We start from the raw sequence: 22695 nt of genomic DNA on the forward strand, positions 1-22695 counted from the left end.
TCACCTCCGCACAGGAAGGCGCACGGAACTGGGTCCGGCGGGCCTGCGCGGCATCGGCTCGGGGGGTGGCGTGGGCGAGCCCGCGAGCGATGCTCGCCGGGCTCTGCGCGAGCGCGCTGCTGCCGATCGCCATGGCCGATTCTGGCGCTGAGGCCGGATTGGTCGTGCTGGGGTCGGTCGGTTCCAACGTGCTGGCGACCCTCATCAGCCAATCTCTGGACGCCGCCCGCGCCCGCACCCGGCTCCGGTCGTCCACGGCGGAAGCGCCGACGCACCCCGACGGAAGCGACCCCGCGTTCGCGGACCAGGTCCGCGAGGAGATCGCCGCCCGCATCGAAGAGGTCCTGTCGCGCCAGGACGGGCAGGCGGAAGAACTGGCAGGGACCCTCGCGGTCGTCCTGGAGCGGATCGACGCCACCGCACTGATCATCCGTGACGTGGTCGTCGACGGTCACGAGCGCCTGCTGGAGGACCTCAGGACCGGATTCACCGAACTGGGAAGCCAGCTGGACGGGATCGCTCCGCTGCTGCGGGGACTGGACAGTTCGATCCTGCACATCCAGCGGACCCTGTCGCAGCAGGCGGTCGAACGGCGACTCGATCGATCCCGGAACGAGTTCATGATCGCGCTGCTTCTCGAGTTCCACGAGCAGCTGACCGAACTCATCGTCCGCCCGCCCGGGGAGGCGAACGCATTAGGGCCGGCCGAGCAGTGGATCGACTGTCCCTACCAAGGGCTGCGCCCTTTCGGTCCCGACCAGGCGGGGGTCTTCTTCGGCCGGAGGCAGTCGACCGCCCGGCTGCTCACCATGGTCGTCACCTACGTCCATGACGGGCCGATCATCGTGACCGGTGACTCCGGAGCGGGGAAGTCCTCCCTCCTGCGGGCCGGCGTGTTGCCCAAACTCGGCGGGTCGGCGAACGGATCGGCCGACTGGACGCCGATCGTCTTCAACGCCGGCGCCGATCCGTTGCGGGTGCTGGCCGTCCAGATGGCCGCACGGTGCAACGCCGACGCCGATCACGTACTGGCCGAACTGCGTGCCGACCCCGCCGGGGCCGCGGTCCGGAGGGGGCGGCAGATTCTGGAGATCGAGCGGATTCGGCGGGCTTCTCGCGAAAGGCGGCTGATCCTGGTCGTCGACCAGTTCGAGGAGCTCTTCACGCTGGCGTCCGGCCCGTCGGCCGATCTCGAAGAGGCAGACCGGTTCCTGACGGCGATCGATGCTCTCACCCGCCCGGCCGCCGAGGGTGCGCCGGACGAGCCGGTCGGGGTCGTCGTGCTCGCGATCCGCGGAGATTTCCTGGGACGCTGCGCCGCATATCCGATTCTGGTGCGCGCCTTGGAGCAACGCACGTTCGTGCTCGGCCCCATGACCCGGCAGGAACTGCGCCGGACCATCACCGGGCCCGCCGCGGCGGCGAGGCTGCACGTGGAGGAAGGGCTGGCGCAGCAGATCGTCGAGGACCTCGTCAGTCACGTACGCGGATCGTCGGGTCCGGACCTGGCGGGGGCCCTGCCGCTGCTCTCCGTCGCGATGGCGCGCACATGGGCCAACCGGGAAGGCGACCGGTTGACCCACGCCGCCTACGATCGGGCCGGCGGGGTCGCGTCCGCCGTCACCGACGCGGCCGAGGCCACGTACGCCGATCTGGATTCCGGGCAACGGCGGATCGCCCGGCGGATCTTCCTGGCGCTCACCGTCACCGGCGCCGACGGGCAGACCACCCGGCGTCGCGCGTTCCCGGACGAACTGACGTCGGCCTGCGCACCGGAACGGCCCCACGCGGTGTGGCAGGTCGTGGAGGCGTTCACGTCGGCGCGGCTGATGGTCGTCGCGCGGGTCGACGATCAGGGAGGCGACGCCGGAAGTGTCGTCGAACTCGCACACGACGTCCTGGTGACGACGTGGCCACGCCTCCACGAGTGGCTGAAAGAGGACCTCGACGACCGAGTCCTGCACGGAACGATCCTGCGCGACGCCGCCACCTGGCGCGAGTCCGCCGACGACGCCGCATTCCTCTACCGGGGTGGACGCCTGGAGACGGCCCGTTTCGCGGCCGAGCGCTGGCGTGCCGACCCCGTCCGATATCCGGCCCTGACCGCGCTCGCCGGCGAGTTCCTCCGGGCCGGCGCCCGGGCCGCCACCCGCTCCCAGCGTCGTTGGCGCACCCTGTCGATGTTCCTGGCCGCGTTCCTCGTCATCGCGATCACGGCGGGTGTGATCGCTCTGCGCTTCGGTCTCGACGCGCAGACGCGCAACGCCGAGGTGCTTTCCCGGCAGATGGTGACCTACGGCCGGGCGTTCTCCGATGATCCTGCCACCTCGGCCCGTCTCCTCGCCGCGGCCTGGTCCACCGCGCCGACCGAGGAGGCGCGCGCCGCGATGGTGGCCATGGTCAGTTCGCCGCTACGGGGAATCGTGACCGATTCCGGGGACCTGACGGCGGTCAGTCCGGCCGGGACGATCACGGCCTCGGCCACGTCCGAACGAATACGGACCTGGAACCTCGCCACGCGTGCACCGGTTCACGACTTCCCGGTGTCCGAATGGCTGACCCCGCCCCACTCCCTGGCTCTGGACCCCGGCGGGAGATTCCTGGCCACGGGGGAGTTCGCGGACGTTCGCATCTGGGACCTGGCGGACCGTACACCCGTCGGCCGGTCACTGGGCAGCCATCTCGGCGACGTCACCACTGTGGCCTTCAGTCCTGACGGCGCCCGTCTGGTCTCCGTCTCTCGCGAGGGCATTCAGATCTGGGACATGGCGAGCCGCCGGAGAGTCGGTCCGATTCTGGGTGAGCCATCGGACTCGATCCAGTCTCTCGCCTACGACCCGGACGGCTCCCGTCTCGCCTCCGGCGAGTTCGGGAAGGTGCGGATCTGGGATCCGGAAACCGGCCGGCAGGTCGGTCCGACCATCACGGGGTTCGCGGGAGAGGTGCCGTCGCTGGTTTTCAGCCCTGACGGAAGGCGGCTTGCCTTCGTGATCTCCACGAAGATACACATCTAGGACACGGTCGCCGGTGAGGAGGTCGGTTCGCCGCTGACCGGTCACACCGGGACGGTCAACTCAATGGTCTTCAGCGACGACGGCGCGCGTCTGATCTCCGGAGCCGACGACGGGATACGGATCTGGGACACGGCCACACATGAGCAGATCGGCACGATCGGTGACCCTGATCCCGATCGCGAGGTGGGCGTGGTGGCGTTCGCCGCGAACGGCGGGCTGGTCTCTGACGAAGGCGGAGCCGTCCTCATCTGGGACGCCACCACGCACCAGCAGGTGGGCCGCAGCCTGACCGGGCACGAGGCGTGGGTGGAGTCGGTGACCTTCGACCACGGCGGCACCCGAATAGCCTCCGCGTCCGCGGACAAGACCGTGCGCGTCTGGGACACCGCCACGCACCGGCAGATCGGAGCACCCATGTCCCACGACGGAGGGGTGACCGCGGTCGCGTTCAGCCCGGACGACACCCGCCTCGCGTCGGCCGCCGGGGACATGACGGTGCGGATTTGGGACCCCGATACCCGGCAACCGGCAGGCGTCGCTCTCCAGGGCCACGTCGACAGGGCGAATTCCGGGGGAACGGTCACCTCGGTCGCCTTCAGCCCTGACGGCGCCGGCCTGGTGTCCGCCGCAGATGACGCGACGCTGCGGATCTGGGACCTCTCGACGCGGAAACAGGTCGGCACACCCATCGTCGGCCGTACCCGCTGGATGAACTCGGTGGCCTACAGCCCCGATGGCGAACGTCTCGTGTCCGGTTCGAACGACAGGTCCGTCCGGATCTGGGACACCGGCACACACGAGCAGATCGGCCGCACCATGGTCGGGCACACGGGCGCGGTGAACTCCGTGGACTTCAGTCCCGACGGCGCCTACGTGGCGTCCGCATCCGACGACGGCACGGTACGGATCTGGGACGCGGCCACCCACAGCCAGGCCGGCACCCCCCTCACCGGCCACACCACCAGGGTGACCTCGGTGAAGTTCAGTCCTGATGGCACGTACGCGGCGTCCGCCTCCACGGACGGCACCGTGCGGATGTGGGACACGGCCACGCACGAAGAGGTCGGCGTCCTGGTGACGGGCCCCGCCGACGACGTGGCCTTCTCTCCGGACGGAAGACGGCTCGTCACGGCGAACACTGACTCGACCATTCGGATCTGGGACGTCGGAATCCCGGCCGACCTGCTCGGCGCGGTGTGCGCCATGGCGGGCCGCGGTTTCACCTCACGGGAATGGCGGCAGCACATCGCCGACGTCGACTACCGGCCCACCTGCCTCCCGTGACGACGGAGGCCGGGTCCCGCGCGGGCCCGGCCTCCGGTCATCTCAATGCGGCACCGCTAGTCGGCGGCCGGCTCGACCTTCGTCGCCGGGTCGCCGTCGATCGCCTGGGCCAGTTGCGGCACCAGGCGGTCGAGCACGTACGGCAGGGACAGCACCGTCACGAACGAGAACGCCACGCCGTAGTTGGTGCTCTCGCCGACGAAGACCTCGCGGCCCTCGGCGACGACCTTCATGTCCTTGTAGACCGCGTCCTTGTGCAGCGTGTCGGAGTCCTTCTTCACGTCCGGGACCGTCCAGATGATGAGGTCCTGGTCGAGCAGGTCGCTGCGCTCCTTGGAGATGCTGGCGCCGAACTGGTCGCCGATCACCGAGTCGAGGTCGGCGGGCAGGCCGAAGCCGAGGGAGACGAGGTTGCGGGAGCGGGTGTCCTGGCTGCCGTACACGAAGAAGCCCTCATAGGGCGTGGCCACGACGGCCTTCTTGCCGGCGAACTCGGGGTGCTCGGCGGCCATCGACTTGAACTTGCCCTCGACCTCGTCGACCAGCGCCTTGGCCTCGGTCTCCTTGCCGAGCGCCTTGCCGGTGATGAGGGTCTGCTCCTGCCACGGGATGCCGTAGTCGTTGTAGGCCGCGGGCTGCGCGACGACGGGGGCGAACTTCGACAGGGTCTCGTAGTGCTCCTTGGTGAGACCGGCGTACAGGGCCAGGATCAGGTCGGGCTTGAGGGCGGCGATCTTCTCGACCTGCGGGCCGGTGCCCGGGTCCTCCAGCAGGGTCGGGACGGGCGCGCCGTTCAGCTTCGGCGTGGCCCACGGGCCGACCGCGCCGGGGAAGCCGCCGAACCAGTTGGTGGTGCCGACCGGGACGACGCCGAGCGCGATGGCGGCGTCCTGGTCGGTGAGGCCGACGGTGAAGATGCGCTGCGGCGCGGCCGGGACGGTCGTGGAGCCGAACTTGTGCTCGATCGTCACCGGGAAGGCGGCCGCGGGGGCCGACGTCCCGGCCGGAGGGGCGGCCGGGGCCGACGCCGCGGGGGTTGCCGTCTCCGACGACGACCCGCAGGCGGCGACGGTGCCGAGCAGGAGGGAGGAGGCGAGCACCGCGGCGAACCGGATGCCTCTCGTAATGCCGAGCATCGAATTTCCTTATTCGAGGGGGTTTTCACTGGTGGGGCGGACGCCGGACCACGCCTCCCAGAGGGAGGCGTACCGGCCGCCGGAGGAGCGCAGCCCGTCGTGCGGGCCGCTCTCCACGATGCGGCCGCCGTCCATGACGACGACGCGGTCGGTCGCCGCCGCCTGGGTGAGGCGGTGGGCGACGATGAGGGCCGTGCGGCCCTCGACGGTGGTCTCGATGGCCTTCTCCAGCACCCGCGCCCCGGCGCTGCCCGCCTCGGCGGTCGCCTCGTCGAGCACGGCCACGGGCGGGTCGGCCAGGATCAGCCGGGCCAGCGCGAGCTGCTGGATCTGGGTCGCGGTGAGGCGGTGGCCGCCCTCGCCGACGACCGTGGCCAGCCCTTCGGGCAGGGTCTCGGCCCAGGTGAGCGCGTCGACCCTGGTCAGCGCCTCGCGCAGGTCGGCGTCGGTGGCGTCGGGGCGGGCCAGCCGCAGGTCGTCGGCGAGCGGGCCGGCGAACACGTGCACGTCCTGGGTGACCATGCCGACCTCGCCGGGGACGGCGATCGTCCCGGCCGACGGGCGGTGGATGCCGGCGATCAGCTTCGCCAGGGTGGTCTTCCCGGCGCCACTCGCGCCGACCAGGGCGACCCGTTCGCCCCGGTCGATCGTCAGGTCGACGTCGTGGAGCACGGGACGGCCCTCGTCGTAGCTGTGGCCGAGCCCGGAGACCTCGATCCGCGCCGACGACGGGCGGTCGAGGGCGGCCGGCTCCGGCAGGTCGATGACGCCGACCAGGCGGGCCAGCGCCGCGCCCGCCGACTGGGCGTCGTCGATCAGCACCAGGGCGGTGTTCACCGGGGCGAACAGGGAGTGGAAGTAGAGGGCGGCGGCGGTGGCCGTGCCGATCGAGGCTGCGCCCGAACGCACCATGAAGAACCCGGCGACCAGCACGGCGGCCAGGCCCGCGTACTCGGCGACGTGCAGGCGGCTGTAGAAGCGCAGCACCAGGTTGACGCCGCGCATGGTCAGGTCGACGGCCGTGTTCGAGCGTTCGGCGACCCGGGCCGTGTGGTCGGCCTCCAGCCGGAACGCCCGCACGGTCTTCGCGCCGCCGATGGTGTCGAGGAGCTGCTGCTGCTGGGCGCCCCCGGCCACCCGCTGGCGGGCGTAGAGGGGGCCGGCGTGGCGGACGTACCAGCGCGCGGTGTGCCACTGGACCGGCACCGAGATGAGCGCGGCCAGCAGGAACCGCCAGTCGAGGATGGCCAGCGCGCCCAGGGTGAGCACGATCGCCAGCCCCGAGCGGGCCATCTCGGGCAGCGCGACCCTGACGGCCTCGGCGATCAGCGAGACGTCGCCGGTCACCCGGGCGGTCAGGTCGCCCGACCCGGCCCGTTCCACCTGTTCGAGCGGCAGCCGCATCGCCCGGTCGACGAACCTTTCGCGCAGCCGGGCCAGCACGGTCTCGCCGAGCCGCGACACCAGCGCGAGCCCGGCGGTCATCGCGCCGCCCTGCGTGACGGCGACCGCGACCAGCGCCAGCACCGGCGCGGTGATCGCGGCGGCCGACTCCCCGGCGTCGACCAGGTCGACGATGGAGCCGAGCAGCGGCTGGGTCAGCAGGCCGATCGAGGTGGCCACGACCATCACGGCGAACCCGCCGAGGGCCAGCGCGCGATGGGGGCGGATCAGGTCGAGCAGCACCGCGCGGGTGCGCGCCGCCGTGGCGACGGGGAGCAGTTCGCGGCTCACGCGAGCACCGCCGTCCGGTAGGTCGCGTTGCGGGTCACCAGGTCGGCGTGCGGGGCGGCGTCGGTGATCCGGCCGCCGTCGAGCAGCACGACCCGGTCGGCCACCGCGAGCAGGGCGGGGGAGGTGGTCACCAGGATCGTGGTGCGGTCGCGCCGCACGTCGCGCAACCGGGAGGCGATGCGCGCCTCGGTCACCGCGTCGACCGCGGTGGTGGGGTCGTGGACGACCAGGACCGCGCGGTCGGCCGCCAGCGCCCTGGCCAGGGCGACCCGCTGCCGCTGTCCGCCCGAGAGCGACTGGCCGCGTTCGCTGACGTGCCCGTCGACGCCGCCGGGCAGCTCGTCGGCCACCTCGTCGGCGCCCGCCGCGGCCATCGCCTCGGGATGCGCGCCGCCGACGTTCTCGCGCAGGGTGCCCTCGAACAGGTCGGCGTCGTGGTCGGCGACCAGGACCACCGCGCGCAGCGCGGCCGGGTCGAGGTCGGCCAGCGCCACCCCGTCGAGCTCCACGGTCCCGGACGCGGGGTCGGCGGTCCGGCCCAGGCAGCTCAGCAGGCTGACCGCGTCGGCCGGGTCGACGGCCGCGACTCCGAGCACCTCGCCGGGGGCCACCTCCAGGTCGACGCCCTTCAGGGTGTCGTGGGAGACGGCGGACAGGCGGAGCGAACCGCGTACCGGAAGACTCGGTTGTTCGGTGCCGGCGGCGACGGAGTGGGGGGCGGCGAGCACCTCCGCGATCCGGGCCGCCGAGGCCCGGCCCATCGCGAACTGGGCGTTCACCCAGGCGAAGACCTCCAGCGGGCCGATCAGGAACAGGGCGAGGCCGACGGCCGAGACGAGCTCGCCAAGCGTGATCTCACCCGAGGCGGCCAGCCGGCCGCCGACCAGCGCCACGACGGCGATGAAGACGCCGGTGAGCGCGACGACCAGGCCCGTTTGCAGGGCCTCGGCGCGGGCCGCGCGCAGCGTCGCGGCGAGGGAGTCGCCGCTGGTCACCCGGTAGCGGGCGACGGCGGCCGTCTCGGCGCCGATGCCCTTCAGCACCCGCAGCCCCTTGATCAGGTCGGCCGCGACGCCGGACGCGTGCGCGGCGCGATCCTGCTGGTCTTCGCTGGCCTTCTCCAGCGGCTTGCTCAGCAGGTGGCCGAGGAACAGCAGCAGGGGGGTGCCGGCCAGCACCACCAGGCCGAGCGGCACCGAGATGTTCAGCAGCACGACCGCCGCGACCACGATGCCCGTCAGCGCCGACACGGCCAGCATCACCGACATGTTGACCGCGCCGACACGCTTGGCGTCCTCGGTCGCGGTGTTGGTCAGCGCGCCGGGCAGCCGCCCCTCCTCCGCGCCGCCGCGGGCGTCGAGCACCCGCTCGACGAGCTCCATCCGCAGCGCGTGACCGGCGCGTTCGGCGGCGCGTTCACCGGCGCGGGCGCCGAAGCGGTAGGAGAACGACAGGGCGACGTACACGACGGCCAGCACGACGAGCCACCGGGCCAGCGCGGGCAGGTCGCCCCCGGCCACCCCCTGGTCGATCACCACGCCGATCAGCACCGGCACCATGACCTCACCGGCCTGGTGGGCGGCGCCCAGCACGGCGCCCACGACGACGTCGCGGCGCTGCCCCGAGATCGCCCGCCACAGGACAGCCCTCACCCGTCACCCTCCGCCTCGCCCCAGTAAAACTTAGGTAAGGCTACACTAACCCGGTGGCGCGGGCCAGTTCAGAAGTTCGAGATCACCGATGTGAACACCCGCTGGATGTGCGCCGCGTCGCCCGATTCGTAGGCGACGCCGTCGGTCGCCTCGGCCATCCGCGTCAGCACCTCCTGGTCGGCCGCGCCCCCGTAGCCGATGGTGAACAGCCGGACCGGTTCGTCGGACTTCGTCTCCTTGATGCGGGTGATCAGGTTGTCGAGGGTCAGGCCGTCGTCCTCGTTCGCGCCGTCGGTCAGCAGCACCACCGCGTTGATCGACCCCGGTTCGGCCTCGGCCGTCATCGCGCCGAGCGCGGCCGCCGCGGTGTCGTAGAGGCCGGTGCCGCCGCCCGGCGTGAGCCCGTCGATCAGGCCGCGCAGCTTCTCCCGGTTCTCCTTCATCGGCTCGGTCGTCATCAGCTCCAGGTGGTCCCTCTCCCCGTCGAGGTGGGTGGAGAAGATCCACAGGCCGACGCGGTCGGCGTCGGTGAACTGCCCGAGCGACGAGACCGCCGCCCGTTTGGCCAGCGTCAGCGCGCTCTCGCCGAAGAACTCCACCGAGCTCTCCATCGAGCCCGACACGTCGAGCACCAGCAGCACGTTCGCCGGTTTCCGCAACTCGCGCCACGAGGTCAGGACCGCGTCGAGCACCCGCGCCGACGGCGGCCGCAGCAGACCCGGGAGCGGCGCGGCGTCCTTCTGCAGCGGCCCCGTGGCGCCGTCGTGGGCGCGGTAGCCGTACAGGAGGAACCGCTCCTGCACCCGCGGGCTGTGCAGATGCTTCAGGAAGGCGGCCGCGACCGCCCGCTTCGGCGCGTCCATCCAGGCCAGTTCGATGTACGGATGGTCGGAGACCGTCGTCCCCTCTTCAGGATTGATCGCGACCAGCGGCACCTTCGGCGGCAGATGGTCGCCCAGCGTCGCCGGGTCGCCCGACGGATTGCCCCGGTTGTAGTCGGTGACGAACTTCTCCTCCAGCGTCACCGCGGAGATGTAGCCCAAGGCCGAGCCCCTGTCGTCGGCCTTCTGCATGTTCTCCAGGAACGCGATCGCGGTCTCGCCGTAGTGCACGATCGAGCGCTCGATGGCCCGCACGAACTCCCGGTTCTCCTTCTTCTGTACGTCGCCCGTCGTGAGATCCCCGGTGGTCCCGGTGGCGGCGAAGAAGGCGGCCACGGTCGCGTTCAGCCCCGAGGTGGAGAAGTTCGGATTGGTCTTGCCGAGCCGGAACGGACCCCATTCGGGATGCCCGTGCGCTCCCCACCCCCGGGGATCACGGGCCAGCGCGGCCAGATCACGCCACCCGATCGGCTTCTCGGGCCACCCCAGCGCCTCGGCCATCGGACGCGGCATCGCGATCGTCAGCGGCGAGGTGACGATCGGCACGGGTGGCGCCGTGGCAGCGACGCCACCCGTGTCCTTCGCGCCGTGCTCCAAGAGAGTGAGCCACACCGACGCGGTCGGCGCCCACACGTCGGGCCGCGGACCGTCGAGGTCGGCGTCCCATCCGCGCGCGAGCGCCTCCATCCCGGTTCCTGAGTTGACCTCGTCGACCACGACCCGGCCACAGTCGCGGGTGCCGAAACCGGCGGCGGCCTCCCGCAGAAGCTCGACCTTGTCCTGCGACGCGGCGACGCGAATCTCGGTGAGCCCGTTGGGGCAGCCGGGCGCGCCTTCCGGCCGATTGACCCACCACAACCCCGCCACCAGCGCCGCCGACACCACAACGGCCACCCCGAACGCCGCCGGCTTTCTCATGTCGGGCCCGCTTCGCCGAGCACGGGCGTGTGGCGCTTCGGGGGAGCGTGGGTTCGTGCCCGTATGGCGGACGCCTCATGTCCCGCACACCTCGTTGAGCGCCTTCGCCTGCTGCCGCAGGGCCGCCTCCAGCTTGTCGACGTTCTCCTGGCGCTGCCGGTCGGACTCGACCTTCGCGAGGTACTGCTCGGCGATGGTGTCGCCGGTGACGGTCACCTGCGTGGGCCGGAACCCGGTCATCGTCTTCTCCAGCGCGCTCAGCGCGTTCTTCACGCCCTCGTCGCCGGCTTCGGAGGCGGTGGTGCGCAACCGGTCGCCGACGGCGTCGGTCATCGTGCCCACGACCTCCTCCGGTGCGACGTCGGTGATGCTCAGCGCGTAGGCGACGAGTTTGCGGCCGTCGCCGCACGCCTTCGTGTCGGCCTCGGTCAGCCCGCCGCAGCCCGCGAGCACCAGCACGGAACCGGCGATCAGCAGCCGCCGCATCAGACCCGCACCTCCGCCTTCGCCGGCGCCGCGACCACGCCGGCGGCGGTGATCCCGAGCGCGACCAGCACGTAGAGCGAGATCGCCAGGGTGGTGCCGAACCGGTCGAGCAGCGCCAGCGCGATGATCGGCGCCAGCGCCCCGCCGAGCACCCCCGCCAGCTGGTAGCCCATGGACGCCCCGCTGTAGCGCAGCCGGGTGCTGAACAACTCGGCGATGAACGCGGCCTGCGGGCCGTACATGGCCGCGTGGCAGGCCAGCGCCACCACCGTCGCGAACACGATGAGCGCGAACGACCCGGTGTCGAGCAGCGGGAAGAACACGAACGCCCACACCGCCGCGCCCGCCGCCCCCGCCAGGTAGACGGGCTTGCGCCCGACCCGGTCGGACAACGCCCCGAACAGCGGGATCAGGAACAACTGGCACGCCGACGCGATCAGCACCGCGTTCAGCCCCGTCTGCCGGTCGAGGTTCAGCGTGCCGGTGACGTAGGTCAGGATGTAGAGGGTGAACGTGTAGAACGCGACGTCGACCCCGATGCGCGCGGCGATGGCCGACAGCAGGGCCCGCGGATGCGTGGTGATCACGTCGATCAGCGGCATGCGGGCCTTGGCGGGCATCTCGGCGTACAGGGGCGACTCGGCGACCCGCACCCGGATCCAGAGCCCCACCCCCACGAGCACGCCCGACAGCAGGAACGGGATCCGCCACCCCCAGTCGAGGAACGCCTGCTCAGAGAGGGTCGCCGACAACACCCCGAGCGCCCCCGCCGCCAGCAGGTTCCCGGCCGGCACGCCGACCTGCGGCCAGCTGGCGTTGAAGCCCTTCCGGTCCGGGTCGCCGTGCTCCATCGTCATCACGACCGCCCCGCCCCACTCGCCGCCGAGGCCGAGCCCCTGCAGGAACCGCAGCGTCACGAGCAGGACCGGCGCGGCCACGCCGATGGCGGCGTAGGTCGGCAACAGCCCGATGAGGAACGTCGCCACCCCCATCAGCAGCAGCGTCGCCACGAGCACCCCCCGCCGCCCGACCCGGTCGCCGAAGTGGCCGAACACGATGCCGCCCAGCGGCCGGGCGACGAAACCGACCGCGTAGGTCGTGAGGGCGAGCAGGGTGCCGGTGAGCGGCTCGAACGTCGGGAAGAACACCTTGCCGAAGACGAGGGTCGCGGCGGTGCCGTAGAGGAAGAAGTCGTACCACTCCAGGGACGTGCCGATCAGGCTTGCGACGATCACCCGGCGGGACTGCGAGGTTGCCATGACGCTCCTTCGTGGGGAGGTGGGCCATTTTCAACATAAGAATCGTTGAACAATTCGACAAGGGGTTTGTTCTCATGTTTTTCTTGTCACCGTGCGTGAACAGACGACCGGGCCCCACCTCCTGCGAACCAGCACCGCCGAACTCGTCGCGGGCGTGCTCCGCGACCGCATCGCCCAAGCGGTCTACGCACCCGGCGAACGCCTCTCCGAAGAGGCCATCGGCGCCGAACTCGAGATCTCCCGCAACACCCTGCGCGAGGCGTTCCGCCTGCTCGGCCACGAGAGACTGCTCGTGCACAAGCTGAACCGGGGGGTGTTCGTCCGGGTCCTGTCGGCGGCCGACGTGAAAGACCTCTACCTGGTGCGCCGCGTCATCGAATGCGCGGCGGTGCGCAACTCGGCCGGGGGAGACGTGGCGGCATGCCGCGAAGCCGTCGACGACGGGGAGCGGGCGGCGGCCGCCGATCAGTGGCGTGACGTGGGGACGGCGAATCTGCGGTTCCACCAGGCTCTCGTCGCGATGCACGGGAGCTCGCGGCTCGACGAGCTGATGGGGCAGCTGCTGGCCGAGCTGCGGCTCGTTTTTCACGTGATGGAGAACCCGGGGGCGTTCCACGCGCCGTTCGTGGCCCGGAACCGGGTGCTGACGGGGATGCTGGAGGAGGGGCGGGTGGGGGAGGCGGAGCAGTACCTGTCTCGCTACCTGGATGACGCGGAGGCTTTACTGCAGGCGGCGTTCAGTTCCGGATCACAACCTGGCTGACCTTGGGCTGGGCCGGTTCTTTGTCGGCTGTGTGGTTCGGGGTCCCGGCCGGGTCTCGTGTTTCACGACCGGCGAGAAACCGACCTGGGCTGGGCCGCTGTGGACCGCAGCCGGGTGATCTCGGTCGGAGTGCGGCTTTGAGATGGTGATCCGGCCGCGTCTGCAGCTCATGGCCGAATCAACAGGCAGCAGGCGCCCACCCTTGACCGGTGAGAGCGTGTTCGACGCGTCGATGTTCCGCCAGATCTGGACCCGGGGCCTGGTTCGGCGGGGCCTGGTTCGGCGGGGCCTGGTTCGGCGGGGCCTGGTTCGGCGGGGCCTGGTTCGGCGGGGCCTGGTTCGGCGGGGCCTGGTTCGGCGGGGCCTGGTTCGGCGGGGCCTGGTTCGGCGGGGCCTGGTTCGGCGGGGCCTGGTTCGGCGCGAGTCGATGTTGCCTGGGACTGCTACCCGGTTGTCGGCTCGGTCGGCTCGGTCGGCTCGGTCGGCTCGGTCGGCTCGGTCGGCTCGGTCGGCCCGGTCGGCCCGGTCGGCCCGGTCGGCCCGGTCGGCCCGGTCGGCCCGGTCGGTTCACTCGGCTCGGTCGATTCGGTCGGTCCGGGCCGTTGTATGTGGTGACCTCTCAGCAGTTGGACCTATCCGGCTCGCGATCTCGTAGCTTGGCCCGATCGGTGAGGACGGGCATCTTCAGCCGAGGATCGCCATGCCCGCCGGTGGGAGCGTGACCCTGACCAACGCGCGGCCCTCGTGATGGACGACCGAGGGCGGCGCCGTCTCCCCATAGAGGACCGACAGGACCGACCCCTCCGGATGGAACGGACGGTGGACGGTGACCAGGGCCGTCATCGGATCGAGGGTCGGGTTGAGCGCCACCAGGACTTCGCGGTCGTGCAGGATGCGCGACCACGCGGTCAGTTCGCCCGTCGCCGGCAGCCGGAACGGGCCGCCCGTCGAGATCTCCCGCAGGTACATGCGGCCCCGCCGCAGCGCCAGACCCACGCCGTCGGGGCGGTTGCGCACCGCCGCCAGGGCGCGGATCCTCCGGTACGCCGGATGCTCCGCATCGAAGAAGTGACACCCCTGGGTGCCGAACGCCCCGAACGTCCCGCCGAACATCGACTCCCGGATGTAGCGGTCGTCGCCCCCGGCGGGCGACGCACCGTCGAAGGCCTGCTCGGTGCCGTAGTAGACGCACGGGATGCCCAGCGTGGTGAGCTGCACGCCGACCGCGTGGGCGACCTGGGTGTCGGAGTGGGGCCCGGCGTTGCCCGCCGAGAAGCGGCGGCGTTCGCGGCCGACCATGTCGTGGTCGTCGAACATCGTCACGTGGTAGCGGCCGGTCTCCCGGTGGCCGCCGAGGATGTCGTGGCCCTGATACTGCGCGAAGAACGCCTGCGGGTCGGCGAAGCCCTTGACCAGCCCGGCGATCAGCGCCGCAGGCTGGCCGATGTCGAGCACCGCGTCGACGTTGCGGCCGAAGACGTCGAGGTAGTCGCGGGCCATCGCCGCGCCGCCGGTCACCTCGCCGAGCAGCAGGAAGTTCTCCTTGCCGATCGACTCGGCGTACTCGCGGATCGCGCCGCAGAAGTTCCGCGACACCTCCCACGGGACGTGCTTCACCGTGTCGATGCGGAACCCGTCACAGTCGGTGAACGCGATCCAGTGCTTGTAGACGTCGACGACCGCCGACAGGACGTCGTCGCGGGTGAGGGTCAGGTCTTTCAGCGCCTGGAAGTCGCCCCGCCGGAACTCGACGTCGGGGTGGAGCGGATCCTCCCACGATTCGGGGTCCCAGCGGCCGATGCTGCCGGCGCGGGTGTACCACTCGGGGTTCTGGAACGGCTCCGGCCAGACGCCGTCGCCCCGGGCGGCGATGCGGGGGACGCTGGCGCCGTGAGCCGAACGCCAGCCGTGCATCGGATGGGGCGGGGCGAACCGGTAGGGGAGCTGGGAGACGGGGGAGCCGCCGTCGTCGTAGAACCAGTTGTCGCCGGTGTGGTTGTAGATGACGTCGAGGAGCACGTACATGCCCAGGTCGTGGGCCTTGGCGACGAGGGTGCGTAAGTCGTCGGGAGTGCCGAACCTCGGGTCGACGTCGAGGAAATCCTGGATGCCGTAACCGTGGTAGGTCTCCAGATCGGGACGCTGTTTCCAGACCGGGCCGAGCCACAGGGTGGTGACGCCGAGGTCGCGCAGGTAGCCGAGTTTGCCGGTGATGCCGTTGATGGTGCCGCCCTGGAAACGCGACCCGGAGTCGGCCCAGGCGACGGGGTCGGGGGCGCGGTGGGCGTCGGTGCGGTCGTACTTCGGGCGGGTCGCCTCGCGGCCGTCGCTGAAGCGGTCGGGGAGCAGGAAGTACAGGAACTGGTCACGCCATGTAACCGGGCTCGGATGCATGGGTTCCTCCCCTACATGTCGGCCTGCCGGGCGTCGTAGGCCCCCGGGCCCGGTGAATCGCGTCCACGTTTGTCATGGACCAGTCCAACAGCCCGCAAACCGCCTGAACGCAAAGTGTGACCAAGCGGTGTCGTCCTGTAATCAAAGGTGGCGCAGAGTGACGGACGGTCGGACAACGGATTCGAGGTCAAGTACTTCCGAGGCCGAGACCTGCGGACAGTTCCTCCGCCTTGATTCGCAAGTGCGGGGGGAGCGGCGGGCGGCGGGCGGCCAGGGCGCGGGCGAGGAGGAGCGGGGTGGAGTGCGTGTCCTCCTGGAGATGGCGGATCCTGCACAGGCGGAGCAACATGGGACCGTGGTCGGCGCCGCTCGTGATCAGCGCGGCGATCTCGGCCTCGGCGTCACGGTGCAGCAGCGTCATCGCCAGAGCTCGGGCGGCCAGACTTGAGATGTCCTCCGCCAGGCGGACCCGATCGAGGTCGGCCAGTGCCTCCTCGGCGCGGCACAGATCGGCGAGGATCTCTCCGCGCAGCCGATGGGCTTCCAGATCGTCGGTGCGCTTGAGCAGTGCATTCAAGACATTCAGGGCTTCGTGTTGTGAACCCTTGTGCCACAGGGCGTGCGCGTGCTCTCGATGGGCCGTGCCCGCCAAGGTGACCGCCAGATCGAATTCCTCCTCCGCCCGGGCGTACCACGCCGCCGCGCGGGTGTCGTCTCGCTCCTGCGCGGCCTCGTCGGCCAGTAGCATCGCCTCGGCTCCGGCCCGGGCGAACAGTACTCCGGCCTTCGGGGAGCGTCCCGCCACCTCGTAGAGCCCGGCGGCCTGCAGGTGGTTGTCATGGGCCTGCTCGGTCAGCCCCGCCCGGGAAGCCGACAGCCCGATGATCTCGCGCGCGGTCGCCGCCAGCACGTGCCGTCCCGGCGCCTCGACGCCGAGCGCCGCTTCGGCGTTGGCCCACGCGTCGTCCAGGTCACCTTCCTCGAGCGCCAGCCAGGCCGCTGCGACATGGTCTGCGGGGTCGGTGGCGCGAAGCGCCTCGATCAGACGATCGTGCGGGAGTTCGTAGCAGCGCTGGTTGGAGCGGTGCTCGGCGCTCAGCAGGTGACGCGTCTCGAGGTCGCGGACCAGGGCGTTCGGCATGCCGACGGTCTCGTGGTCGTCCTCGTACGCGGTGTCGCGGGTGCCACGCCGGGTGATGAAGTTCTGCTGCAACCATCGGCGCAACACTGTCGGCTTCAACTCGTGGGCCGCCGCCACCTCGCCGATGATTTCGGTGCAGAATCGCGTCAGATAGGCGTCGACGTCGACGTTGTGCCGCACATACTCGCGGGTGACGACCCTTGTCCCGGGCGGCAGCGAGTTCCACAACGCGCTGCAAACGACCTGGAGTTGCACCGGCTCGATGCTGTCGACCTTGGTGGTGCGCCGCTGCGAGCGCCGGTCGGTGACGGTGACCTCCAGCAGTTCGTCGACGAGGTCCTCGGCTGCCCCGTCCTCGAACGACCACCAGGTGTCCCGCAGGGGCCCCTTGACCGCTTCCAGCGCTGCCGGTCGGCCCAGTGGTAGCAGGTGGAACCGCTTCCGTGACCCCCGGCCCAGCCTTCGCTCATGATCGACTATTTCGGCGAGGTACTCCTTGCGAAGGGACAGCAGCAGCCGCAGGCCCTCGTGCCGCGACAGTGCCGCAGCCAGTTCGGACAGGAACTCGGCCCGCTCCTTTCGCAGATCGGCCGGCCCGGTGAGGAACTCCTCCGCCTGGTCGATCGCGATGAGCCGCGGTTTGGGGTCGCCGTAGGGGTCGCGCTGCTCTTCGCGCCGGTCGAGATAGTCCGACAACGTCAACTCGGAGAGGTCGCTCATGGTGGTGCCGGGTTCCCACGCGTTCAGCAAGGCGAGAGTGTACGGATTGCCCCCGTCGGTCCTCGGGGCGACCAGCGACAGGCGGGCCGTCGGCCAGATCTCGACACGGCTGGGGTCGAGCCGGGGGATCACTCCGGCGTGCAGCAGAGACGTCTTGCCTACGCCAGAGTTGCCGTAGAGGACCGTCAGCACGGTCGACTGCCACATCATGGCGACGTCGTCGGCCTCGCGGTCGCGGCCGAAGAACCGATTCTGATCGGTCCGGCGGAAGGGGCGCAGTCCGACGAATGGCTGATACACCTGTTCATCGGCCATGCTCTCCTCCTACGCGGTGGTGCTCAGGCGCTTTCTCAACTCGATGCAGAAATCACGCGCGGTGCCCCAGAAAATCGCGATCTTCAGGTCGCTGCCCAGATACTCGTGCAGATACTTCTTGGCGAGTTCCTCCGCCTCGGGAATCGTCGAGTCGACCGGAGGCATCATCTGCACGCTGATGTGCTTGCGCCGATGGATGTCAGGGATGCCGCGGAGCAGCCCCTTGAACAAATAGCGATACGTCATGTCTTCGTGGCTGTAACCGATGAACAGCAAAGGCTGGGTTTTGATCGCTGAGGCAACGGGAGTGGGCAGCAACTGTCCCCCCTCGCCACGGTCGATGCCGACGGTGAGGAGGAATTCGAGATAGTCGCTCTCCGTCAGAACCATCGACGGAGGTTCGGTCACCCGGCCGTGCAGATGGAAGACGAGGGGGCGGCTGACGGTGGGATTCGGGCCATCATCGGGCGCCCGGTCGTTTTCGTACCACTGGCAGATCCGCGAGTCGGGGTTCTTGCCGCGGTCACGCAGTGCCGTGGCGAGAAAGTCGTCGTAATTGGTCGTGATGAAAACGGGGATGTTCAGGTCGGCCAGAAATGCATGGGGCTCGCCTGGGGCCGAGAAGTCGTGGGGTCCCGCTCGGCCGAGTCGGGCAGCCAGAAGGCTCTTGACGTAGGGGGTGTCGCCTTCCTGGATGGCGACGTATTGCATGACGCGCGGGAGTTCGTACGGTGGGGGGAAGGGGTACCGGTAGTGGGCCGCCCACTCTTCGGCCAGCGCCTTGCCGGTGGGAAGAGTGGGAGTACACGCGCCGGAACCGAGGAATGGAGTGCAGTGACCGTTGCGTAACAGGCGGACCAGTCGATTCCAGTCCTTGTCTTCCACCGCATCACCCCACAGCGAAATCCTTCCTCATCTTAGAGGAAGTTTTGGAACCCGGAGAAGACGGATGAGCCGGAGTTTTCTTCCAAAACCTCGCGCAGTGCATCTTTGAGTGCGTCCGGTAGCGCGTTGAGATCGGTGAGCGAAACCCCGCTCATGTCGAGAAGCGAGGATGTGTACAGGCCGGTTTGATTGCTCATGAGTTCCGACTCCCAATCGACGATCTTGCCTCATGATCTCATGCGCCGGAGGGCATGATCTCACGCCGTGGCTATGGCCCCTCGTTGGCGGCTTGAGTAAACTTACCGCCACCTCTCGCGACGGAAGGCAGGCCGCGATGCCTACGTCCCCCGGCGGCAATGGTGTGAAGACCCCGGCTATCTGGGGTAAGGTGCCGCAGCGGAACAAGAACTTCACAGGTCGAGAAGACCTTCTGGGTCGCCTTCGTGATGAAATCCGGTCCGAATCGCCGACTGTCCTTTATACCCTTCAAGGATGGGGTGGTGTAGGTAAGACCGTTTTGGCTATTGAGTACGCATGGAGGTATGGCGGGGACTATGACCTGGTCTGGTGGGTACCCGCCGACCAGCCGGTTCTGATCCGTTCGACCCTGGCCGCACTCGCGCCGGAACTGGGTCTCCCGCCGGCGTCCGCGACCGGCATCGACGAGGCCGCTGCCTCGGTGCTCAAGGCGCTCCGCCGAGGTGATCCCGTCGCCAACTGGTTGATCATTTTTGACAATGCGGAGAAGCCGGCCGATCTCGCCGACGTGATTCCCAACGGCGGCGGCCACGTGCTGATCACGTCCCGGAACCAAGATTGGCAGACGCTCGCCGAGATGGTCACCGTCGAGGTCTTTGACCGTGCGGAAAGCATCGCCTTCCTGAAGAAGCGCGTCAAAGGCGTTCAAGAGGAGGACACCAAACGGCTGGCCGAGCAGTTGGGCGACCTGCCGCTCGCTCTTGAACAGGCCGGCGCCCTGCTCGCCCAGACCGGCATGGGCGTCGACGAATACCTCGAGCTGCTCGACAAGCAGACCATGCGCATCCTCGACGAGGGCAAGCCGGTCGAATACCCGGCCTCGATGACCGCCTCCTGGAGCTTATCGGTCGCCAAGCTGGAGGACAGCATGCCGGCGGCGGTGGAACTGCTGCGTGCGTGCGCATTCTTCGGTCCTGAGCCCATCCCGCGCTCGCTGCTACGCCCGATCCCCGTTGACCTGGCCAACGACGAGCCTCGCGAGACGCTGCGCACCGTCCTGGGAGATCCGATCCTACTCAGCCGGGCCGTCTCCGAACTCGGCCGCTACGCTCTGGCCAAGATCGAGTCCGAGACCCGCACCCTTCAGGTGCACCGGCTCGTGCAACAGCTGCTGCGCCAGCAGCTCACGCGTGAGGACTTCAACCAGTATCGCCACGAAGTGCACCTCATGCTGACCGCAGCCGCACCGGGGGAGGCCGACGACAGCGACAGCTGGCCACGTTACGCCGAGCTGCTCGGCCACGTGACGCCATCGAGAGTCGCCGGATGCTGTTACGACAAGGTCCGGGATTTCGCCGTCCGGGTGGTGCGCTATCTGGAACAGTCGGGCGACTACAGCTCGGCGCTTACCCTGGGTAAGGACCTTGAGGATGGCTGGACCGAACAGTTCGGCGAAGACCATCCACACGTGCTGGCCGCCCGCCGTCACCAGGGCAACGTGCTCCGTGCCCTCGGGCGTTACCAGGACGCCTATGACCTCAATGAGGACACCCTGTCGCGCATGCGCCGCGTGCTGCCCAGCGACGCCGAAGACCTGCTACTGGTCGAGAGCGGCCGGGGGGTCGACTTACGCGCGCGGGGCGAGTTCGAGGCGGCCCTGGCCGCCGACCGCGAGTCGGTCGAGAAACACACCCGGCTCTTCGGGGCCGAGCACCACCGCACCCTTCGCTGCCTGAATAACATGGCCATCGCCTATGTGCTCCTCGGCGACTACACCACCGCTCGTGAGCTGCATGAGCGGACATTCCGGTTGCAGGCCGCACCGAAGTCCAAGGCCAGTGTGCAGAACGTGCTCAGTTCGTGGAACGGCCTGGCCCGTGTCATCCGCCTCAACGGTCAGTATTCCGATGCGTGCGATTTCGGAAAGGACGCCCACGCGTTCGGCCGTCGTGAACTGCCACCGGACCATCCTGAGACGATGCGGGCGGCTAAGGACCTTTCGATCGCGATGCGCCGGAACGGAGCGCTGGAAGACGGTCTCACGCTCGCGGGCGAGACCTATGAGCGCTACAAGTCGGTCTTCAGCGAAGACCATCCCGACACCCTCGCCGCCGCGCTGAGCTACGCCAACGCCCTCCGGACCCGAGACCGCATCGAGGAAGCACTCGCCTTGGCCGAGGAGACGATGAACTTCTATCCCTCCATCTACGGCGACGACCACCCGTTCGTATTCGGCGCAATGTCCAACGTGGCACTGCTGCAGCGAGTGCAGGGCGACGTCGGCCATGCCAGGAAGCTCAACCGGCTCGCGCTGTCGGGCTTCGACAGTAGGCTCGGCCGCGACCATCTCTACTCTCTGTCGTGCGCCATCAACCTGGCCAGCGACTACGCCATCGAGGGTGACGGAACCGCCGCCCGCGAACTCGGTGCAGAGACGCTGGAACGGCTGGAGGGTCTGCTCGGGCTGGAACATCCGCTGACCCTTGCCTGCGCGGCCAACCTGATCATTGACCTGGTAGCGACGGGGGAGAGCGCCGCCGCGTTGAGGTTGAAGAATCGCACCTTCGAGATCTACGACCGCGTCCTTGGCGACGATCACCCAGATGTGATCCTCGCCAAGATTGGTCATCGGCTTGACTTCGACTTCGACCCGCCTCCCATCTAGAGATGCCGCTTGCGCCAGCGGTCGGCGTGCTCATGCGAGCTGGAGCGGGCATACTCCTCGGCCGTCTCGGGGAGAGAAACCTTGCGGAACTCCGCGAGTGTCTGTTCCATCGCCTCGGTCCAGACACGTCCGGCCTCCGTCAGTCGCCCTGAGCCGAGGACCACGTGCGCGGCTTGGTGTGCGTCGGCGCGCCAGCGGGCGAACTCGAGTGCCGCGAAGTCGTCGGAGGGATCGTGTGTGAACTCCTTCGCCCAGAAACGGGTAACGCCAAGGAAGGCATAAGTGCCCTGGAGGAGCCCGGGCAGTGGGCGTGGATCAGGTCGCCAGGGTGCGTAGTAGAGCTGGGTGTCCTCGCCCTGGAGCAATGGCACGATGTCGAGCACGGCGCACAGGGTCGCGTGCATTGACTCGTGCACGAGTGTGTTGGCCAGCCAGCGGGCGTCCGGCTGCGTGGAGAGGGCGACGGTGCCGAACGTCTCCCGAGAGGTGGCGCTCGACTGCCCCCGTTCACCTGGCCGGTCGAGTGGTGTGAGCACGCGTACCATTTTCGAGAGCCACGGTACGGTTCTTGGGTGACGCTCCACCAGCAGCTTCCACGCTGCTGCGAGGTGCCTCTGCCAGAGGAGAACCTCAGTCTCTTCGAGCCGAAGCTTTGAGAGCAGACTGTGTCCGGGTAGGCGGAATGGGTCGACATCATCGATCAACACGGCAATGCGGTCGTTTCCGGTTTGCGCGCTGAGTGGGCGTAGGTGGTGGAAGCTCGGCCCCTCGATTTCAACGTCGCCGATTCTGCCCTCGGCGACAACGGCCGGCCCGTTAATGTCCGCAACGCCGATCGAGGGCAGTGCGGCATCCGGGATGGTGATTGGCATATCGGCTTGGGATCGGTGGGCGACGGCGGCGGCCACATTTGCCATGCGCTTGGCAGCAGCCGAACCGTTCATCACATGGCGGGCCCAGGCGCCGACTGAGGGATGCCGTACGACGTCGCTGAGATGGTGGCCGTCAAGCTGCTCCAAGACGGCATACGCCTCGCGAGCCTCTGCATGGGAGTCGGCGACTGCCCACAGCAACAGGACATTCTTGCTGTACTGCGCAGCGACCAGCAAGTCGAGCGTTGAAGGGAGCCAGTTCCCGGTGGCCAGTGCGGACAGTTCGATGTCGGATATGGTAAATGGACTAGGGGATGTGTTCTCAGGAGAACGAGATGGCTTCATCCGGAAGAAACTAGTGGATCATCTGTCATGGGA

The 22695-nt window shown here is 69.3% G+C and carries 15 protein-coding genes; 4 read left to right on the forward strand and 11 right to left on the reverse strand.

The features are described from left to right. Nucleotides 1–89 precede the first annotated feature (89 nt). Both AW274_RS19110 and AW274_RS19115 read left to right on the forward strand, forming a co-directional pair. Nucleotides 90–3014 carry an nSTAND1 domain-containing NTPase gene (locus tag AW274_RS19110; protein WP_157520430.1) on the forward strand — a complete coding sequence of 975 codons (2925 nt, stop codon included), beginning with the start codon at nt 90–92 and terminating at the stop codon, nt 3012–3014. Between the two features lie 33 nt (nt 3015–3047). Beyond that, a complete protein-coding gene (locus tag AW274_RS19115; protein WP_269750595.1) occupies nt 3048–4298 on the forward strand; it encodes a WD40 repeat domain-containing protein in 1251 nt (416 codons plus the stop codon). 56 nt (nt 4299–4354) lie between these two features. On the opposite strand, the gene AW274_RS19120 is transcribed toward AW274_RS19115, so the two are convergent. The 6 genes from AW274_RS19120 to AW274_RS19145 all read right to left on the reverse strand — a co-directional run bounded on the left by AW274_RS19120 (nt 4355) and on the right by AW274_RS19145 (nt 12364). Next, nucleotides 4355–5434, reverse strand: coding sequence for an iron-siderophore ABC transporter substrate-binding protein (locus tag AW274_RS19120; RefSeq protein ID WP_062433958.1), 1080 nt, complete (start codon nt 5432–5434; stop codon nt 4355–4357). Between the two features lie 9 nt (nt 5435–5443). Beyond that, nucleotides 5444–7168: an ABC transporter ATP-binding protein gene (locus AW274_RS19125; RefSeq protein ID WP_062433961.1), complete on the reverse strand. Its 1725-nt coding sequence runs from the start codon at nt 7166–7168 to the stop codon at nt 5444–5446. After that, nucleotides 7165–8820 (reverse strand): ABC transporter ATP-binding protein, encoded by a 1656-nt coding sequence (locus tag AW274_RS19130; RefSeq protein WP_062433965.1) that lies wholly within the window; start codon nt 8818–8820, stop codon nt 7165–7167. The genes AW274_RS19125 and AW274_RS19130 overlap by 4 nt, the downstream gene beginning before the upstream one ends. Before the next feature lie 68 nt (nt 8821–8888). Beyond that, complete coding sequence (locus AW274_RS19135; protein ID WP_062433968.1) at nt 8889–10619, reverse strand: substrate-binding and VWA domain-containing protein; 1731 nt, start codon at nt 10617–10619, stop codon at nt 8889–8891. Between the two features lie 75 nt (nt 10620–10694). After that, on the reverse strand, nt 10695–11105 hold the full coding sequence (locus AW274_RS19140) for a hypothetical protein (protein WP_062433971.1): 411 nt from the start codon (nt 11103–11105) through the stop codon (nt 10695–10697). Then, nucleotides 11105–12364: an MFS transporter gene (locus AW274_RS19145; RefSeq protein WP_062433975.1), complete on the reverse strand. Its 1260-nt coding sequence runs from the start codon at nt 12362–12364 to the stop codon at nt 11105–11107. The genes AW274_RS19140 and AW274_RS19145 overlap by 1 nt, the downstream gene beginning before the upstream one ends. 91 nt (nt 12365–12455) lie before the next feature. On the opposite strand from AW274_RS19145, the gene AW274_RS19150 reads away from it, so the two are divergent. After that, nucleotides 12456–13127, forward strand: coding sequence for a GntR family transcriptional regulator (locus AW274_RS19150; RefSeq protein WP_062433978.1), 672 nt, complete (start codon nt 12456–12458; stop codon nt 13125–13127). Between the two features lie 684 nt (nt 13128–13811). On the opposite strand, the gene AW274_RS19155 is transcribed toward AW274_RS19150, so the two are convergent. The 4 genes from AW274_RS19155 to AW274_RS40395 form a co-directional block, all read right to left on the reverse strand. Next, nucleotides 13812–15521 carry an alpha-amylase family glycosyl hydrolase gene (locus AW274_RS19155; protein ID WP_062433980.1) on the reverse strand — a complete coding sequence of 570 codons (1710 nt, stop codon included), beginning with the start codon at nt 15519–15521 and terminating at the stop codon, nt 13812–13814. Between the two features lie 187 nt (nt 15522–15708). Beyond that, nucleotides 15709–17697 carry an nSTAND1 domain-containing NTPase gene (locus tag AW274_RS19160; protein WP_062433983.1) on the reverse strand — a complete coding sequence of 663 codons (1989 nt, stop codon included), beginning with the start codon at nt 17695–17697 and terminating at the stop codon, nt 15709–15711. Between the two features lie 9 nt (nt 17698–17706). Next, entirely contained in the window at nt 17707–18582 is an 876-nt protein-coding gene (locus tag AW274_RS19165; RefSeq protein WP_157520433.1) for an SIR2 family NAD-dependent protein deacylase, read from the reverse strand. A 32-nt stretch (nt 18583–18614) separates the two neighbouring features. Beyond that, a complete protein-coding gene (locus AW274_RS40395) occupies nt 18615–18779 on the reverse strand; it encodes an FxSxx-COOH-like cyclophane-containing RiPP peptide (RefSeq protein ID WP_157520436.1) in 165 nt (54 codons plus the stop codon). A 137-nt stretch (nt 18780–18916) separates the two neighbouring features. Between AW274_RS40395 and fxsT the strand changes: the two genes are divergently transcribed. Further along, nucleotides 18917–21445, forward strand: a complete 2529-nt coding sequence (gene fxsT / locus AW274_RS19170; protein ID WP_062433989.1) for an FxSxx-COOH system tetratricopeptide repeat protein — start codon at nt 18917–18919, stop codon at nt 21443–21445. On the opposite strand, the gene AW274_RS19175 is transcribed toward fxsT, so the two are convergent. Continuing rightward, nucleotides 21442–22662: an HEXXH motif domain-containing protein gene (locus tag AW274_RS19175; RefSeq protein ID WP_083974480.1), complete on the reverse strand. Its 1221-nt coding sequence runs from the start codon at nt 22660–22662 to the stop codon at nt 21442–21444. The genes fxsT and AW274_RS19175 overlap by 4 nt on opposite strands. Nucleotides 22663–22695 lie beyond the last annotated feature (33 nt).

Source organism: Herbidospora daliensis, assembly GCF_001570585.1.
GTDB lineage: Bacteria > Actinomycetota > Actinomycetes > Streptosporangiales > Streptosporangiaceae > Herbidospora > Herbidospora daliensis.

What these genes read in the sequence shown, in the direction of transcription:
- AW274_RS19160 (WP_062433983.1), bottom strand. Translation starts at nt 17,697, where the DNA reads ATGGCCGATGAACAGGTGTATCAGCCATTCGTCGGACTGCGCCCCTTC.
- AW274_RS19135 (WP_062433968.1), bottom strand. Translation starts at nt 10,619, where the DNA reads ATGAGAAAGCCGGCGGCGTTCGGGGTGGCCGTTGTGGTGTCGGCGGCG.
- AW274_RS40395 (WP_157520436.1), bottom strand. Translation starts at nt 18,779, where the DNA reads ATGAGCAATCAAACCGGCCTGTACACATCCTCGCTTCTCGACATGAGC.
- AW274_RS19140 (WP_062433971.1), bottom strand. Translation starts at nt 11,105, where the DNA reads ATGCGGCGGCTGCTGATCGCCGGTTCCGTGCTGGTGCTCGCGGGCTGC.
- AW274_RS19110 (WP_157520430.1), top strand. Translation starts at nt 90, where the DNA reads ATGCTCGCCGGGCTCTGCGCGAGCGCGCTGCTGCCGATCGCCATGGCC.
- AW274_RS19145 (WP_062433975.1), bottom strand. Translation starts at nt 12,364, where the DNA reads ATGGCAACCTCGCAGTCCCGCCGGGTGATCGTCGCAAGCCTGATCGGC.
- AW274_RS19120 (WP_062433958.1), bottom strand. Translation starts at nt 5,434, where the DNA reads ATGCTCGGCATTACGAGAGGCATCCGGTTCGCCGCGGTGCTCGCCTCC.
- AW274_RS19155 (WP_062433980.1), bottom strand. Translation starts at nt 15,521, where the DNA reads ATGCATCCGAGCCCGGTTACATGGCGTGACCAGTTCCTGTACTTCCTG.
- fxsT (WP_062433989.1), top strand. Translation starts at nt 18,917, where the DNA reads ATGCCTACGTCCCCCGGCGGCAATGGTGTGAAGACCCCGGCTATCTGG.
- AW274_RS19175 (WP_083974480.1), bottom strand. Translation starts at nt 22,662, where the DNA reads ATGAAGCCATCTCGTTCTCCTGAGAACACATCCCCTAGTCCATTTACC.